The sequence below is a fragment of the Kitasatospora sp. NPDC086009 genome, assembly GCF_044540385.1.
Taxonomy (GTDB): Bacteria; Actinomycetota; Actinomycetes; order Streptomycetales; family Streptomycetaceae; genus Kitasatospora.
In genome coordinates, this window is the sequence record NZ_JBITSA010000002.1 from 209,717 (window position 1) to 224,834 (window position 15,118).

Genomic DNA, 15,118 nt, shown 5'->3' on the forward strand with positions numbered 1-15,118 from the left:
TGGATGGGTTGGGGCGAAAGTTGCCTAGGGGAGCGTAACGACTGCTGCCGCGTAGACCAGACCCGCCCCGAACCCGATGATCAGCGCGAGGTCCCCGCTGCGGGCCTCACCGCTTTCCAGCATGCGTTCCATCGCCAGCGGGATGGAGGCCGCGGAGGTGTTGCCGGTCTCGGTGATGTCGCGTGCGACGGGCACCGATTCGGGCAGCTTCAGCGCCTTGATCATGGCATCGGTGATGCGCATGTTGGCCTGGTGGGGGATGAACGCGCCCAGCTGGTCGGCGGTGGTCCCGGCGGCGTCGAGCGCCTGCTGGGCCACCTTGGCCATCTCCCAGACCGCCCAGCGGAAGACCGACTGGCCCTCCATGCGCAGGGCCGGCCACTTGATCTCCTCGCCGGCGCCGTTGACGGCGTCCTCCTTGGCGAAGGCGGTGTCCCAGGCCTGGGTCTGCGAGATGACGTCCTTCTGGGAGCCGTCCGAGCCCCAGATGACCTTGCCGATTCCGGGCGTGTCGGACGGGCCGACGATCGCGGCACCGGCGCCGTCACCGAAGATGAAGGCGGTCGAGCGGTCCGACTGGTCGGTCAGGTCGCTGAGCCGCTCCACGCCGATCACCAGCACGTACCCGGCGCTGCCGCCGCGGATCATGCCGTCGGCCAGGCCCAGGCCGTAGCCGAAGCCGGCGCAGGCGGCCGAGATGTCGAAGGCCGGGGCGGTGCCGCAGCCCAGCCGCTCGGCGATCTCGGTGGCGATCGCGGGGGTCTGCTTGAGGTGCGAGACGGTGGCGACGATCACGCCGCCGATCTGCTCGGGGCTGATCCCGGCCTGCGCGATGGCCTTGCCGGCGGCCTGCACCGACATCTCGGCGACGGTCTCCTCCGGGCCGGCCCAGCGCCGCTCGGCGATCCCGCTGCGGGTGCGGATCCACTCGTCCGAGGAGTCGATCCAGTTCAGGACCTCGGAGTTGGGGATCACCCGGACCGGGCGGTAGCCGCCGACGCCGTGGATGCGCGAGTAGCGGGCACCGGTGACGGGCTTGATCTGGGGCTGGCTCATGCCTTGTTCTCCTGATCCTGACCGCCGTGCTCCGCGACGAGGTCACGGGCCTTGTCCAGATCGGCGGGGGTCTTGAGGGCAAGCGTCGCCACACCCTTGAGGTTGCGCTTGACCAGTCCGGTGAGGGTACCCGCAGGCGCGAGCTCGATGACCGCGGTCGCGCCCAGCCGCCGCAGGGTCTCCATGCAGAGGTCCCAGCGGACCGGGTTGGAGACCTGCGAGACCAGCCGGTCCAGCACCTCGGTGCCGTCCGTCACGACCTCGCCGTCCCGGTTGGACACGTAGGTGACCTCCGGGTTCGCGACCGTCAGGGTCGGGGCGAGCTTCGCCAGCCGCTCGACACCGGGCGCCATGTGCTCGGTGTGGAACGCGCCGGCGACCTTGAGCCCGATCAGCCGGGAGACCGGCGGCGGGTCGGCCTTCAGGGCCTCCAGCTGGGCCAGCGTGCCGGCCGCGACGATCTGGCCACCGCCGTTGTTGTTGGCCGGGGTCAGGCCGTGCTCCGCCAGCTTGGCGGCGACGACCTCGGGGTCGCCGCCGAGCACGGCGAGCATGCCGGTCTCGGTGGCGGCGGCGGCCTCGGCCATCGCCAGGCTGCGTTCGCGGACGAAGGTCAGCGCGTCGTGGGCGGACAGCACCCCGGCGCCGGCGGCGGCGGTGATCTCACCGACGCTGTGACCGGCCACGGCACCGACCAGCGCACGGGCGCGGTCCTCGTCCGGGAACAGCGCGCGGGCGGTCACCAGACCGGCCGCGACCAGCAGCGGCTGGGCGACGGCGGTGTCCTTGATCTCCTCGGCGGACGCCTCTGTGCCGGCGTGCACCAGGTCGAGCCCGGCGACCTCCGACCAGCCGCGCAGGCGGTCGGCGACGCCGTCGAGCTCCAGCCAGGGGCTGAGGAAACCGGGGGACTGGGCACCCTGTCCAGGGGCGACGATTACGAGCACGGTTCAACCCTCTCTCGCCAGGCGCCCGGGGGCGGGTAGGCGACGGTAACGAAGAAAAGCATCCGGGATTGTCAGTTCCCTACATCGGGGTCAACTCTGCTCCCCGGCTGCGGCGAGTCGGCCCAGCGCCAGTGCGATACGCAGCGTGAAGGCCGAACGTACGTCGGAGGGAGCGTAGCCCGTGACGTCTGTCACACGTCGGAGCCGGTAGCGCACCGTGTTGGGGTGAACGAAGAGCATCCGGGCGGCTCCCTCCAGGGAGGAGGCCTGCTCCAGGTAGACACTCAAGGTCTCCAGCAGTGCCGAACCGGCCTCGTCGAGCGGTGTGTAGATCTCCTCCACCAGCTGACGGCGCGCCGCCTGGTCGCCGGCGAGCGCCCGTTCGGGCAGCAGGTCGTCGGCCAGGGCCGGGCGCGGGGCGTCGGGCCAGGCGGCGCAGGCCCGCAGGCCGGCCGCGGCGGCGTGCGCCGAGCGGGTCGCCGACAGCAGGTCGGGCACGGTCGGACCGACCACCACCGGCCCCGGCGCGAACTGGCCGATCAGCGCCCGGGCCGCGTGCACCGGCTCCTTCTCGCCACCGACCACCACCACCAGGCGCTTGCCCAGCACCCCGGTCAGGACGTGCAGCTTGGCGTAGCGGGCGGCCCGGCGGATCGCCTCGACCACCAGCTCGCTGTCGCCGTCCGGCGCGCTGCCCATGACCACCCGGACCTGGCTCGGCTGGCCCCAGCCGAGCGCGGCGGCCCGCGACAGCACGCCCTCGTCCGCGTCGCCGGACAGCAGCGAGTTGACGACCAGCGCCTCCAGCCGGGCGTCCCAGGCCCCGCGAGCCTCGGCGGCCTGGGCGTACACCTGGGCGGTCGCGAAGGCGATCTCCCGGGCGTAGACCAGGACGGACTCGCGCATGTCCGCCTCGTCGCCGGGCGAGGCCACCTCCTCGATGGCCTCCTCCATCACCTCGATGGTGGTGCGGATCAGCTCGACGGTCTGGCGCAGCGTGATCGCCCGGGTCAGCTCGCGCGGCGCGGTGCCGAAGACGTCGGTGGAGATCGCCTGCGGGGCGTCGGGGTGGCGGTACCACTCGGTGAAGGCGGCGATGCCGGCCTGGGCGACCAGGCCGATCCAGGAGCGGTGCTCCGGCGGCATCCGCCGGTACCAGCCGAGCTGGTCGTCCATCCGCGCGATCGCGGCGGTGGCCAGCTTGCCCGAGGACTTCTCCAGCCGCTTCAGCGTCGCGACCCGCCGTTCGGCCCGGTCGGCCGCGAGTCTGCGCTCCTGCGCGGTCAGGCGTGGCGCCGCCCGCCCGGGCCGGTCCCGCCCGGAGCCGGGCGTCGGGCTCTTCCCGTTCTTGTCGGGCTTGGCGGTCGGATCGTTCTTGGAGTTCGCGGAGGCGGCTGGCACAAGGACAAGACTGCCTCACCGGAGTGACTGCTCGTGCACAGCCCCCGGCGGAGCGGCACGACGGCGGGCGTCGCGCGCCGGCCCCGCCCCGGCCACCGGGCCCGCCGGGTGCGCCGCCGCCGGGGCCGCGGTGCCCGCGAACCGGCCGCGGACCACGCTACGGTGAAGCCCGTGACCGACGCTCCCGCCCGCCCCCGCGCCGACCTGCGCCGCACCGCCGAGCGCTACCGCTCCACCCCGGCCGAGGGCATCGAGACCAGACACGCGTTCTCCTTCTCGGGCCACTACGACCCGAAGAACACGCACTTCGGCGCGCTGCTCGCCTGCAACGAGGAACTGCTCGCCCCCGGGGCGGGGTTCGAGGAGCACAAGCACCGGGACACCGAGATCCTCACCTGGGTCCTGGAGGGCGCGCTGGCCCACCGGGACTCCCGGGGCCACAGCGGGGTGGTCCGCCCCGGGATGCTCCAGTACCTCGGCGCGGGCTCCGGCGTCAGCCACACCGAGCGCAACGTCGGCGGCGCCGACGGGCCGGTCCGCTTCGTCCAGATGTGGCTCCAGCCGGACGTCTTCGACGCGCCCCCGGCGTACGGGCTGCGCCGGGTGGAACCGGCGGACGGCGGGTTGACGCTGCTCGCCTCCGGGCTGGCGCGGGACGCCGGGACGGACGCCCTGCGGCTGCGCCGCGGCGACGCCGCGCTCTGGCTGGTGACCGCCGACCCCTGGCAGCCGCTGCCCGCGCTCCCGCCCGCCGCCTGGCGGTACGCCCATCTGACGGCCGGCTCGCTGGGCTTCAGGACGGTACCGGGACCGCAGGGCGGCGGCCGCTCGATGGTGCCCGGCGACAGCGTGCGGATCACCGGCGAGGCCTTCGCCGACCCGACGGCGGGCCAGGACGGCGCCGCTCTGCTGCTCTGGGAGATGCACTCGCCGGTCTCGTACGGCTGAGGGCGGCCCGGTCGGCGCGCCGCCGACCGGGCCCGCCGGGCTCAGCCGCGCAGCTCGGCCAGCACCGCGTCGCCGAGCGCCGGCCAGACCTCGGCGGCCCACGGCCCGAAGTCCCGGTCGGTGAGCGCGACGCAGGCCACGCCGGCCTCCGGGTCCACCCAGAGGAAGGTGCCGGACTGGCCGAAGTGGCCGAAGGTGGCGGGGGAGTTGGCGGTGCCCGTCCAGTGCGGCGCCTTGCCGTCCCGGATCTCGAAGCCGAGGCCCCAGTCGTTCGGCCGGCGGTGGCCGAAGCCGGGCAGCACGCCGCTCGTCCCGGGGAAGGCGACCTCGCGGGTGGCCGCGCGCAGGGTGGACGGGTCCAGCAGCTTGGGCGACTGCAGCTCGGCCGCGAACAGCGAGAGGTCCGCCACCGTGGAGAGGCCGCCGGCGCCGGCCGGGGACTTGTGCGCGGTGTTGATCAGCGTGGAGTGCATCCCGAGCGGTTCGAACACGGCCTCGGCGGCGTAGCGGCCGAACTCGATGCCCGAGGCCTCCTGGAGGGTCCGCGCCAGTACGTCGAACCCGGCGTTGGAGTAGAGCCGGCGGTTGCCCGGCGCGGCCATCACCCGGTGCTCGTCGAAGGCCAGCCCGGAGGTGTGCGCCAGCAGGTGGCGGACGGTCGAGCCGGCCGGCCCGGCCGGGTCGTCCAGCTCGAAGACGCCCTCCTCGACCGCGACCAGCACCGCGTACGAGGTGAGCAGCTTGGTCACCGACGCGAGCGGGAACAGGTGCTGCCGCGGGCCGTGCCCGCCCAGGACCGCGCCGTCCGCGCCCCGCACCACCGCTGCCGCGGCGTTGGGCACCGGCCAGGTCTCGATCATCCGCAAGCTCTCCATGGCGCCGACTCTAACGGGCGGCCGACGGCGGGTGCCGGGTCACCCGGGTGGCAGGCTTGCCTGGAGTGCGCTCCAACTCACTAGCGTCGTCGTCATCGTTCACCACTGGGGGTACCGATCATGGCCACACTCGCACCGGTCGCCGTCGACCTGCGGACCTGCTCCGAGGTGTTCAGCACACCGGTCGGCGAGCCGAACCGGACTCCTCGGCACACGATCAGCGAGGTGGCGGCGGCCAGCGGACTGACCGCCCACACCCTGCGCTGGTACGAGCGGATCGGCCTGCTCGACCCGGTCGACCGCTCCGCCTCCGGCCAGCGCCGCTACTGCGACGCCGACCTGCACCGGCTGGCCTTCCTCGGCCGGCTCCGGCTGACCGGCATGACGGTCGCCGACATGCTCCGGTACGTGGAGCTGGCCCGCCGCGGCGAGCGGACCCTGGAGGACCGGCGCGGGCTGCTGCTCGCCCACCGCGAGGAGGTCCGGCAGCGGATCGCCGACCTGCACGCCACCCTCGCCGTCATCGACTACAAGATCGACCTGTACGCCGGAATGATCGCCGACCGCGGCGCCCCCGAGGACGCCCCGGACCCGGCGGACGGCCCGCGGGGGAGGAAGCGGAGCGCCTGACCCGCCCCTGCCCGCCGGCCGACCGCGAACCGCCCGCCCGGTGCGGGGGTTCAGACCGCGCGGCCCGTCCAGGCGGCCAGCCGGGTATAGGTGTCGGCGCCGTCCGGCACGGGCTGCACGGCGGCGAACGGCACCGGGCCGCCGCGGTACTCGGGCGACAGCACGGCCTCGGCGACCGCCAGCGCGGTCAGCGCCAACCGCTCGTCCAGGGCGAGCCGGCTGCCGAGCGCTTGGGCGATGTCCCAGGAGTGGGTGACCGTCTCCATCACGTAGCCGCCCAGCGCGGCCCGGCCGGGCACCTCGCCCCAGGGGGCGACGGCGGGGCGGTCCAGCTTCGCGTCGTCCGCCCAGGCGGCGACGGCCCGGGCGCGGGCCCGGTCGAGGGCGGCCGGCCAGGCGTCGTCGGCCAGCTCGCCGGTGGCCGCCACGACGTCCTCCGCCCGGCCGCCCTCGCCGATGTAGGCGAGCCGGTGCACGCCGCCGACCACGTGGCTGAGCAGCTGTCGCAGGTCGTACTCGGGGCACGGGGTGGGGCGGTCCAGCGCCTCCGGGGTCACCTCGGCGATCAGCTTCTCCAGCTGGCCGAGCGCGAGCAGGTACTGCGGGCGGGGGTCCTGGGTGGTGTCCATCGGTGATCGGCTCCGTCGAGTGGAAGGGGTTTCGGCTCTCGGGAGGCAATCTCCCGGTAAAACCTGACAACTGCCGTCAGGGTTTCTGGAACCCTCGTGCCATGAAGGCCGACCGCCTGCTCTCGATCCTGCTGTTGCTCCAGACCCGCGGCCTGGTGTCCGCCACCGAACTGGCCGAGCGCCTGGAGGTGTCGGTCCGCACCATCTACCGCGACGTCGAGGCGCTCTCGTCGGCCGGCGTCCCGGTGTACACCGAGCGGGGCCGGCACGGCGGGATCGCCCTGCTGCCCGGATACCGCACCGACGTCAGCGGCCTGACCGCCGACGAGGCCCGGGCGCTGTTCGTGCTCTCCGCCCAGGGCGCGCACAGCGATCTCGGGCTCGACGGCGCGCTCGGCTCCGCGCTGCGCAAGGTGATGGCCGCGCTGCCCGCCCCGCACCGCCCGGCCGCCGAGCGGATCAGCGAGCGGATCCTGGTGGACCCGGCCCGCTGGCTCCAGGCCGGCGCACCCGCCGGGCCCGACCTCGGCGAGCTGCAGTACGCCGTCTTCGCCGACCGCCGGCTGCGGCTGCGCTACCGGCACAGCGGCGCGCCGGCCCCGGCCGAGTACACCGTCGACCCCTACGGCCTGGTGAGCAAGGCCGCCGTCTGGTACCTGGTGGCCGATCTGCGCGGTGAGCCCCGGCTGTTCCGGGCCGACCGGGTGCTGGCGGCCGAGGCCACCGAGGAGCCGGTGCGCCGGCGCCCGGGGCTGGGGCTCGGCGAGGTGTGGGCGGTGCTGCGCGAGCAGGTGGAGCGGCTGCCGAAGGAGGTGCTGGTGAAGGTCCGGGTGCGGCGCGGGCGGCTGGACCTGTTCGTCCGGATCCACGGCAGCCGGCTCACCGCGCCGCCGCCGGAGTCGGGCGCGGGCGCCCCGGACGAGTGGGTCGAGCTGGCGATGGGCTTCCCGGCGCTGCCGGCCGTCCGCGCGCTGCTCTCCTTCGGGCCGGACGCCGAGGTGCTCGCGCCGCCGGCCGCCCGGCGGGAGCTGGCCCGGGCCGCCGTCGAGGCGGTCCGGCTCTACCAGGAGTGACCGGGGTGGGGCCGAGCGGCCGTCAGGCCTCGGGAGCGGGCCGGACCACGTCCTCGTAGTGGCCGAGCGAGATGGCCGCGAAGTTGTGCAGGCTGTCGGTGCCCTCGGTGAAGTAGCCGTTGTGGCCGGAGGAGCGGGCCGAGGAGATCTGCTCGGCGCCGAACTCGGCCGAGGTCGGGTCGGCGCCGTGGCCGAGCCCGCCGACCTCCAGGTACGGCACGTTGCCGATCCAGTCGCTGCCGTTGCGGGTGGCCCAGACGTGTACGCCGGCGCCCAGTTCGGAGGTGCTCTGCACGCCCATGCCCGGGCTGCCGAACACCATCAGGTCGGTGATCCCGGAGGTGTCGGACGGCGAGGCGGCCGCCCGGGGGATCTCGGGGGCGGCGGTGCCGCAGACCACCGAGCCGTAGGAGTGGCAGAGCAGCGACGGCGGCGCGTCGGGCCGGGTGGTCTCCTTGAGGCCGGCGAGCAGCCGTTCCAGCCGGGGCGCGCCGACATCGGCGAGCCGGGAGGTGACGGCGTCCGGGCCGAGGCCGGAGGGCGTGACGTAGCCGGTCCAGGCGATCACCGCGGTCCGGGTACCGGGCGACTGCCGCCGCTCCTCGGCGTACAGCGCGCGGGCCATCCCGGCGGGGGACCGCAGCGGGTCGGCGGCCTGGTCGAAGTGGCCGAGGTCGGCGTCGGAGCCGGGCACGAGGACGGAGATCCGGTCGGCGTCGGTGAGGTCCCCCCAGACCTCGCTGACCAGGCCGCGGCCGCGCGGGTCGAAGGCGAGCACCTGGCGCTCGGGGGCGAGCAGGTGCTCGACGTCGTTGGCGCGGGAGACGGCGAGCGCGCGCAGGTCGGAGTCGAGGGTCCGGTCGGCGGCGCGGGCCCGGGCGCGGTCCCGCTCGGCGGTGAGGGCGATCCGGTTGGCGCGGTAGCGCAGCTCGACCGGGGCGCCGTCGAAGTTGCCGACGACCAGCGGGTAGTCCTGGATCAGCCGGTCCAGCTCGGTGGGCGCCAGCGAGGCGAAGAAGTCGGCGGCGGCGGCCGGCGTGGTGAGGGCCGGATCGGGCAGGGTGCGGTCGAAGGAGTGGTCCTCGACCCAGGCGGCGCTGCCGGCCGGGGGGGTGGAGATCGCCAACTGCTCGGTGGACGCGGCGGCCTGGGCCGCGGCGGCGCCGGCGTCGGCCAGCACGGCGCATCCGGCGAAGGCACCGATCAGTACACGCTTCCACCGCCGACGGCGCATCGCGTCAACTCCCTAGGGGCCCGTGACCGTTCTGCGGGCGGGGCCCGGAGGTGGTACGACTGCCAACTTCCCTGGGTAAGCGTAGGGGGCGTGGCGCAGTGTCGGGCCCGCTCAAACTGTGGGATGGATCACATGAACCGGCGGTGTCCTTTCGGCGTCACCGGTCCTGCGCCGCGTCGAACTCCCTGACCATGCGCTTGGGAGCGGTGCGGCGCCAGGCTTCGGTGAGCAGCTCGCGCAGCTCCTCCGGGTCGACCAGGTCGAGCCGGACACCGACCCAGCCGTGCCGCCCGACGTACGGGGGGTAGGAGAACACCTCGGGCGCGGCGGCGAGCAGCTCGCTCTGGTCCTCCGGGGAGGCCTTGACGCTGACGCCGGTGCCGTCCGGCGAGCCCATCGCGAAGATCTTCGTGCGGACCCGCAGGGTCTCGATCTCCCAGGTCGGCTGCTGCACGGCCTCCGGCAGGGCGAGCGCCATCGCGCGGAACTCATCGAACGTCACCATGGCGGCAGCGTAGGGCAGTGGACCGACACCGCGCCCCGGCACGCGTCGCGGCCGGGGCGCGGTGACCGGCTCAGACCAGGGAGGCCCAGCCGTCGCACGAGCGGTCGTCGGCGATCTTGCGGTCCGGGTGGCCGCTGCCGTCGGCCACCGAGATCTTGCGGTAGTTCTCGCCGTGGAACACCCAGTACTCGCTGCGGCCGCCGACCCGCTGGACATCGGGCACCGGCAGGAAGCAGTCCACCTCGGTGATGCCGTCCAGCGAACTCCACCGCGAGAGTTCACGGTCGGTGCGCTCGCAGACGTCGGTGTGCGCGGCGCCGTCCGCCACCGAGATCAGCCGGTACCGCTGGCGGCCGCCGGTGGTGTGGAACGCCCAGTACCAGCTCTTGCCGCCGACCCGCTGCTGGTCGGGCACCGGGAGGAAGCAGTCCATCCGCTCGACGCCGACGAGCGAGTTCCAGGCCGAGAGGCCGCGGTCCGGGCGCTCCAGGGCGTCGGTGTACGTCCCGCCGCCGCAGGTGATCGAGACGGACCGGTACTGCTGGCGGCCGCCGGTGGTGTGGAACACCCAGTACCAGCTCTTGCCGGCCGGGTTCTGCAGATCGGCCATCGGCAGGACGCAGTCGATCCGCTCGACCCCCCGCAGGCAGGGCCAGGTGGTCAGCGCGGCGTCGCGCTCGACCGGGTGGTCGGTGTGCGCGGCGCCGTCCTCGACCGCGATCCGGCGGCACTGCGGGCCGTGGAACGCCCAGAACTGGCTCCGGCCGCCCTTGCGCCACTGGTCCGGGACGGCGACGAAGTCGTCGCACGGGTAGCCCCTGTCCTGCCGCGAGGAGGTCTGGTCGCCCTGCCGGCCCTGCGACTGCCCGGTGAGCCGCCCCTCGGCGAGCGCCTTGAGGGTGCTGATGGACGGCGCGAAGGCGTACACCGAGCCCTGGGTCTGCACGAACTGCTGGAAGTGCAGCGGGGTGTGCTTGATCGCGCCGTCCGGGCCGCGGCTCTCGAAGTCGACGTCGTCGGCCTCGGTGATCACCGGGTCCTTGCCGGGGACGGGGTTGCGGCCGGGCGGGAAGTCCGGCTGGTCGATCCAGTCGGCCTGGATGAACTCGAACTGCCGGGCGATGTCGGCCTGGTAGCAGACGAAGAGCAGGCCGCGCGGGTCGTCGGGCCCGCCGGGGCCCTCGGAGGCCGGGTCGAACGGGAACCCGTAGGGCGCGCCGCGCCGCATGATCCGCCGGCCGTCGAGCTCCTTGGCGTCGAACGGCGGCCGGCTCGGGTCGGGGGCCTGCAGCCCGGCCCGCGGGCTGGACTTGCGCAGGTGCGAGAAGAGCGGGGTGACCAGGCCCTCCAGGTCGTCCCGGAAGTCGAAGTCGTTGTCCGAGGACGCCTTCGGGTCGTTCGGGACGTCGCGGTCCTGGTGCTTGCAGACCGGCGCCCCGGAGCGCCAGCGGCCGACCAGCCGGGCGGCCAGCCACTCGGCGGTGGCGGTGTCCGGGACGGCCTTGGCCTGCTTGAGCTCCTTCAGCTTGACCGAGACCTGCGACCACCAGCCGGGGACGTCCTGGGAGAGCCGGCGGACGACCTGGAAGGAGCCGTCTCGGGCCCACGCGGGGAAGTCGGTGAAGCTGCCGGGGGCGGGCTGCTCGCCGACGACGAACTCGCCGGCCGGAATGATCCGGGTGCCCGGGTGGCCCTCGACCTCCTCCTCGTTCGCCGGGTTCGGCGGGTCGAAGAAGCGGACGCCGGGCTCGCTGATGCCGTCCTTGAAGCCGAAGTGCTCCTTGCCGCGGCGGCTGCCGAGCAGGGTCTTGGCGTTCTGCTGGAAGATGGTGACGATCTTCGCCTCGGCGGCCGCCTCGCGCTGGGCGGTGACGGTGGCGGCGAGGTCCTGCTCGGTGTCCGAGGCGATCGTCAGCACGGCGTGCACCTGCTGGTTCCTGCCGTTGCCGAAGAGCCAGTTCTCCGGGGAGTTGTCGCCGGTGTCACCGAGCGCGCCGGCCCGCTTGGCCGAGCCCTCCTTGAACGCCTCCAGGCCGCTGCCGACCGGCGGGGCCTGTTCGAACGGGTCGGTGGCGGAGAGCTGGCGCATGCCCTCGTAGGTGAGGCTGAGGCCCAGCCAGGTGGCCTTGAGGGTCTTGGGGTCGTCGCCGCCCGAGCTCTTGCGGGCCTCGCTGAACGCCGCGTTGAACTCGGCGACCTGCCGGGTGGTGGCGATCTGCGGGGCGAGCGCGCGCAGCCAGTCGCGGGCCCTGGCGGCGTCCTCGAACTTCAGGAACAGCAGGGTGACGTTGTCCTTCTTGAAGCCGGCGACGATGTCGCCCTGGATCTCCTCGCTCCGGCGCAGTCTCAGATCCGTTGCCATGGGGTTCCTCCGTGGGGTGGGTGGGGGAGGCCGGGATCAGGCCGGGGAGCCGAGCTGCACCCACTGCGCGACGCTGGGCACGCCCTTGTCGTTGAGCAGGAAGAGCATGTACCAGCCGGGGGGCGCGGCCTTGGCGTCCGGCGGCGCCTGGAACTCCAGCCGGTTGCCGGCCCGGCTGCTGAGCCGCAGTTCGATCTGGCGCTGGCTGGTGTTGACCGAGTGGGTGGCGGTGGTCGGCGCCAGCAGGACGGCCTTGGCGGCCCGTTCCGGGGTCGAGGTGGTGACCAGGAACTTCTTGTCGTAGCCGACCGGGGAGGTGGGCCCCCGGTCGAGCGAGGGGCGGTCGGCCTGGTGCAGGTAGGCGGGCTCGTAGATCTCGATGGTGCCGTTCATGGTGACGGGTCCGGTCGTGCCGGGGATGCCGCTCACCGTGCCGTCGATGTCCGGGTTGTTGGCGATCTGCTGCAGCTCGTCGCCGGTCACCATGACCCGTCCGTCGGGCAGCACGACGGCGTTGGAGTGGTAGCCGCGCGGCAGCCGCTGGACCGGGCCGAGCTTCCAGTTGCCCTGGTCGTCGCGGAGTTCGACCTGGCGGTACTTGAGGTCGGCGTTCGGGTTGTAGGGGCCGTTGCCGTAGTCCCGGATGTCGTAGGCGCCGTTGACGGTCATCAGCTTGCCGTCGGGCAGCAGGATGGTGTCGTCCTGGGTGCGGCCGAAGGCGCGGGACTTCTCGGCGGTCCAACTGCCGTTGGAGAAGCGCAGGGTGCTCGGGTTGTCGCGGTCCCCGCCGAGGACGAGGGCGGAGTCCGGGCCGTTGACGCCGCCGGGCAGCATGACGGCCGAGCCGTAGTTGCGCTTGCGGCCGTCCGGGCGGGCGGTCAGGTCGCTGCGGGTCTCGTTGACCGGGTCGAACTTCCACTGCTCGGCGGCCTGGCGGCCGAAGCCGTAGATGTTGCCGTCGTTGAGCGAGAACAGGTGCGGGTAGTCCAGGGTGAACGGCGCGTCCGCCTTGAACCGGTCCACCGGGGTGTTCCTCGGCGTCTCGGTCTTCAGGTGCGGCACCGGGTGGCCCTTGGCGGGGAAGCGCTCGACGACCGGGGTCGGGGTGCCCCAGCCGAGCTCGGACTGGCCGGACATGATCAGCTGCCGGCCGTCGGCGCCGGTGACCACCGAGGGGTACCAGCGGCCGACCGACATGTCGGGGTTGCGGGTCCAGGTCTCGGTCCACGGGTCGAAGATCAGCGAGAGCTTGGCACCGGTGCCGCCGTTGCCGCCCAGGTTGCCGCCGAAGACGCCCAGCATGCCGTTGGGCAGGTAGGAGTGCCCGGCGCAGAAGAACGGCGCCGGGCGCTCCTGGCCGAGGCCGTCCGGCATGTCGACGACCGGCGGCGTGACCTGCTTGAAGGCGGCGGTGCCGGTGCCCTTGGCCGGGTCCCAGAGGAAGGCCCGGCCGGCGTTCTCCCGGCCGATGGTCTGGGTGGGGGCCGGCTCCTTCTCCGGGTTGGTCTCGATCCGTTCGAAGGAGAACAGCAGCACCTTGCCGGTCGGTAGCAGGGCGATGTGGTCGCCGAAGTCGGGGGAGGGGAAGTACGCCTTGAACGCGCCGAAGGTCGCCGGGTCGAAGCCGGCGTTGGCGGCGGTCTGGGAGTCCGTCAGCGCCTTCAGCCGGTTGGTCCGGGTGGTCTGCGGGTAGTCGCCGACGCCGCGGACGGCCGCGCGCATCCGGGCGTGCTCCTCGGCGTGCTCCGGGCCGAGCGCGGCGACCTCGTCGTCGCGCATCTCGGCCAGCACCCGGGGCGCGGTGATGTGCGGGGCGGTGTCGGCCGGGACCGCGGCCTCGTCGTGGCCGCCGCCGTGGGCGAGGACCAGGGCGACGGCGGGGGTGGCGGCGGTCAGGACGGTGCCGGTGGTCAGCGCGCAGACGACGGCGGTGGCGACGGCGGCGAGCCGGCGGCCGGATCTCGGCCGTGGTCGGGACAGGGACATGGGACTCCTCGGACGGGGGTGTGGGGGAGAAGCCGGCGGGTGCGGACGGCCCGGCCGTGGGCGGGCGGGGACGACCGATCGTCGCCGACCGTCACAGGACATCACAGTGCGTGTCGGTTCGCATGCGGATCCATCCTCTGGCCGGGTGCGTGTCGCCGACGGACGGGGCGTGGGCCCGTGCGGCTCACGTCCCGTCAGTTCCCCGGCTGCGCCGACCGGCTCACACCACGCCCAGCGCGTACGCGGCGAACAGCGCCGCGGCGGCGCCGGCCACCGTCTTCCAGGGGCGGGAGAACGCCGTCCAGGGGCCGTCGAAGCGGCGGGTGAACCACCCGATCGCGACCAGGACGGCGCCGAACAGCGGTAGCAGCGCCACCCGGGCGGCCGCCCAGGCCAGCGAGTCCGGGGCGCCGGTCAGGCCGGGCACGGTGCCGAGGACGGCCGCGCCCGGTACCGCGACGGCCAGCATCGCGCTCTGGTGCCAGCAGAAGATCGTCATCGCCGAGAGGTTGACCGCCACCACCGGCAGCCAGAGCAGCGGGCGGCGCAGCAGCCGGCCGAGCCGCTCGCGCAGCAGCACCGCGGCGCCGATCTGCACCGCCGCCAGTGCCAGGACCAGCAGGGACGGCGGGTGCGAGTTGGTCCGCCCGGCGCCGGGCACGCCGACCATGCTGGCGGGGTAGTGGAAGACCAGCAGCAGCGCGGTGAACAGCGCGCCGCCGCCGAGCAGCAGCAGGCGCGCGGCCGGACGGCCGAGCCGCCCGTGGGCCCAGAGCACGCCCAGCTGATAGCCGAAGAGCCAGCCCGGCAGGATGTTCAGCAGCCCGACCCAGGACGGCGCCGCGTCCGCCCACGGGCCGTAGCGCAGCAGGTCGACCACCGCGACCACGGCCGCCAGGACGCCCGCCGACCAGCCGCGCAGCCGCCGGGCGGCGGCCACGCAGAGCGGGGTCAGCGCGGTCAGCCCCAGGTAGACGCCGATGTACCAGAGCGGCTGCACCACCAGCACCGAGCCGGTCCGGACGGTGTCGCCGGGGACGCCGAGCCGGCCCAGCACCGGGATCAGCAGCGCCCAGACCGCCGCCACCCCGAGGACCGGGCGCAGCAGCCGCACCGAGCGGGCCCGCAGCCAGCCGGCGTGGCCCACCCCGCGGGCGCGGGCCCGCTCCAGCGAGCGGACCGAGGAGTGGCCGCCGACCAGGAAGAACACTCCGAGCATCTGGAGCACCCAGCTGGCCGGGGCGAGGAAGCCGAGCGAGCCGAGCGGGCTGGCGTTGTGCAGGGCGCCGTCGGCGGAGAGGGTGAAGCCGCCGAGCAGCCAGTGGCCGACGGGGACGGCGAGCAGGGCGAGGGCGCGCAGCCCGTCCAGGGCGCGGTCGCGGGTCTCGGGGGTGCGGGTGTCGACCTGGTGCGCGGCGCGGCGCAGGGCGGTCAGTGGGTGGGGCATGGCGTTGCTCCTCGGGAGGTGGTGG

General features: G+C 74.1%; 13 protein-coding genes. 3 read left to right on the forward strand and 10 right to left on the reverse strand.

Translation table 11 applies throughout. From position 1 onward, the window contains the following. Window positions 1-24 precede the first annotated feature (24 nt). From ACIF6L_RS06600 to ACIF6L_RS06610, 3 genes are all read right to left on the reverse strand, one after another. Window positions 25-1,056: a beta-ketoacyl-ACP synthase III gene (locus tag ACIF6L_RS06600; RefSeq protein WP_396487005.1), complete on the reverse strand. Its 1,032-nt coding sequence runs from the start codon at window positions 1,054-1,056 to the stop codon at window positions 25-27. Then, on the reverse strand, window positions 1,053-2,003 hold the full coding sequence (locus ACIF6L_RS06605) for an ACP S-malonyltransferase (RefSeq protein ID WP_396487004.1): 951 nt from the start codon (window positions 2,001-2,003) through the stop codon (window positions 1,053-1,055). Before ACIF6L_RS06605 ends, ACIF6L_RS06600 begins: the two co-directional genes overlap by 4 nt. A 90-nt stretch (window positions 2,004-2,093) precedes the next feature. Next, window positions 2,094-3,290 (reverse strand): helix-turn-helix domain-containing protein, encoded by a 1,197-nt coding sequence (locus tag ACIF6L_RS06610; protein WP_329492090.1) that lies wholly within the window; start codon window positions 3,288-3,290, stop codon window positions 2,094-2,096. A 285-nt stretch (window positions 3,291-3,575) separates the two neighbouring features. On the opposite strand from ACIF6L_RS06610, the gene ACIF6L_RS06615 reads away from it, so the two are divergent. Further along, on the forward strand, window positions 3,576-4,352 hold the full coding sequence (locus ACIF6L_RS06615; RefSeq protein WP_359802923.1) for a pirin family protein: 777 nt from the start codon (window positions 3,576-3,578) through the stop codon (window positions 4,350-4,352). A 41-nt stretch (window positions 4,353-4,393) separates the two neighbouring features. Here the strand turns inward: ACIF6L_RS06615 and ACIF6L_RS06620 are convergent, their stop codons facing one another. Beyond that, on the reverse strand, window positions 4,394-5,227 hold the full coding sequence (locus ACIF6L_RS06620; RefSeq protein ID WP_329487495.1) for a serine hydrolase domain-containing protein: 834 nt from the start codon (window positions 5,225-5,227) through the stop codon (window positions 4,394-4,396). A gap of 120 nt (window positions 5,228-5,347) precedes the next feature. Between ACIF6L_RS06620 and ACIF6L_RS06625 the strand changes: the two genes are divergently transcribed. Continuing rightward, the gene (locus ACIF6L_RS06625; protein ID WP_329487494.1) at window positions 5,348-5,857 is read left to right on the forward strand and encodes a MerR family transcriptional regulator; all 510 of its coding nucleotides are present in this window, start codon (window positions 5,348-5,350) and stop codon (window positions 5,855-5,857) included. A 50-nt stretch (window positions 5,858-5,907) separates the two neighbouring features. On the opposite strand, the gene ACIF6L_RS06630 is transcribed toward ACIF6L_RS06625, so the two are convergent. Next, on the reverse strand, window positions 5,908-6,486 hold the full coding sequence (locus tag ACIF6L_RS06630) for a TIGR03086 family metal-binding protein (protein ID WP_352289733.1): 579 nt from the start codon (window positions 6,484-6,486) through the stop codon (window positions 5,908-5,910). A gap of 101 nt (window positions 6,487-6,587) precedes the next feature. Here ACIF6L_RS06630 and ACIF6L_RS06635 point away from each other — a divergent pair, with 101 nt between their 5' ends. Then, on the forward strand, window positions 6,588-7,559 hold the full coding sequence (locus ACIF6L_RS06635) for a YafY family protein (RefSeq protein WP_329487491.1): 972 nt from the start codon (window positions 6,588-6,590) through the stop codon (window positions 7,557-7,559). Between the two features lie 22 nt (window positions 7,560-7,581). Here ACIF6L_RS06635 and ACIF6L_RS06640 read toward each other — a convergent pair whose 3' ends face one another. The 5 genes from ACIF6L_RS06640 to ACIF6L_RS06660 form a co-directional block, all read right to left on the reverse strand. Beyond that, window positions 7,582-8,793 (reverse strand): alpha/beta hydrolase, encoded by a 1,212-nt coding sequence (locus ACIF6L_RS06640; RefSeq protein WP_329487490.1) that lies wholly within the window; start codon window positions 8,791-8,793, stop codon window positions 7,582-7,584. Window positions 8,794-8,950: 157 nt separating this feature from the next. Then, window positions 8,951-9,298: an MmcQ/YjbR family DNA-binding protein gene (locus tag ACIF6L_RS06645; RefSeq protein ID WP_329487489.1), complete on the reverse strand. Its 348-nt coding sequence runs from the start codon at window positions 9,296-9,298 to the stop codon at window positions 8,951-8,953. 70 nt (window positions 9,299-9,368) lie between these two features. Beyond that, entirely contained in the window at window positions 9,369-11,660 is a 2,292-nt protein-coding gene (locus tag ACIF6L_RS06650) for a Dyp-type peroxidase (protein ID WP_396487003.1), read from the reverse strand. A 36-nt stretch (window positions 11,661-11,696) separates the two neighbouring features. After that, the gene (locus ACIF6L_RS06655; protein WP_396487002.1) at window positions 11,697-13,646 is read right to left on the reverse strand and encodes a galactose oxidase-like domain-containing protein; all 1,950 of its coding nucleotides are present in this window, start codon (window positions 13,644-13,646) and stop codon (window positions 11,697-11,699) included. Between the two features lie 220 nt (window positions 13,647-13,866). Beyond that, window positions 13,867-15,093, reverse strand: a complete 1,227-nt coding sequence (locus tag ACIF6L_RS06660) for an acyltransferase (protein ID WP_396487001.1) — start codon at window positions 15,091-15,093, stop codon at window positions 13,867-13,869. Between the last annotated feature and the right edge of the window lie 25 nt (window positions 15,094-15,118).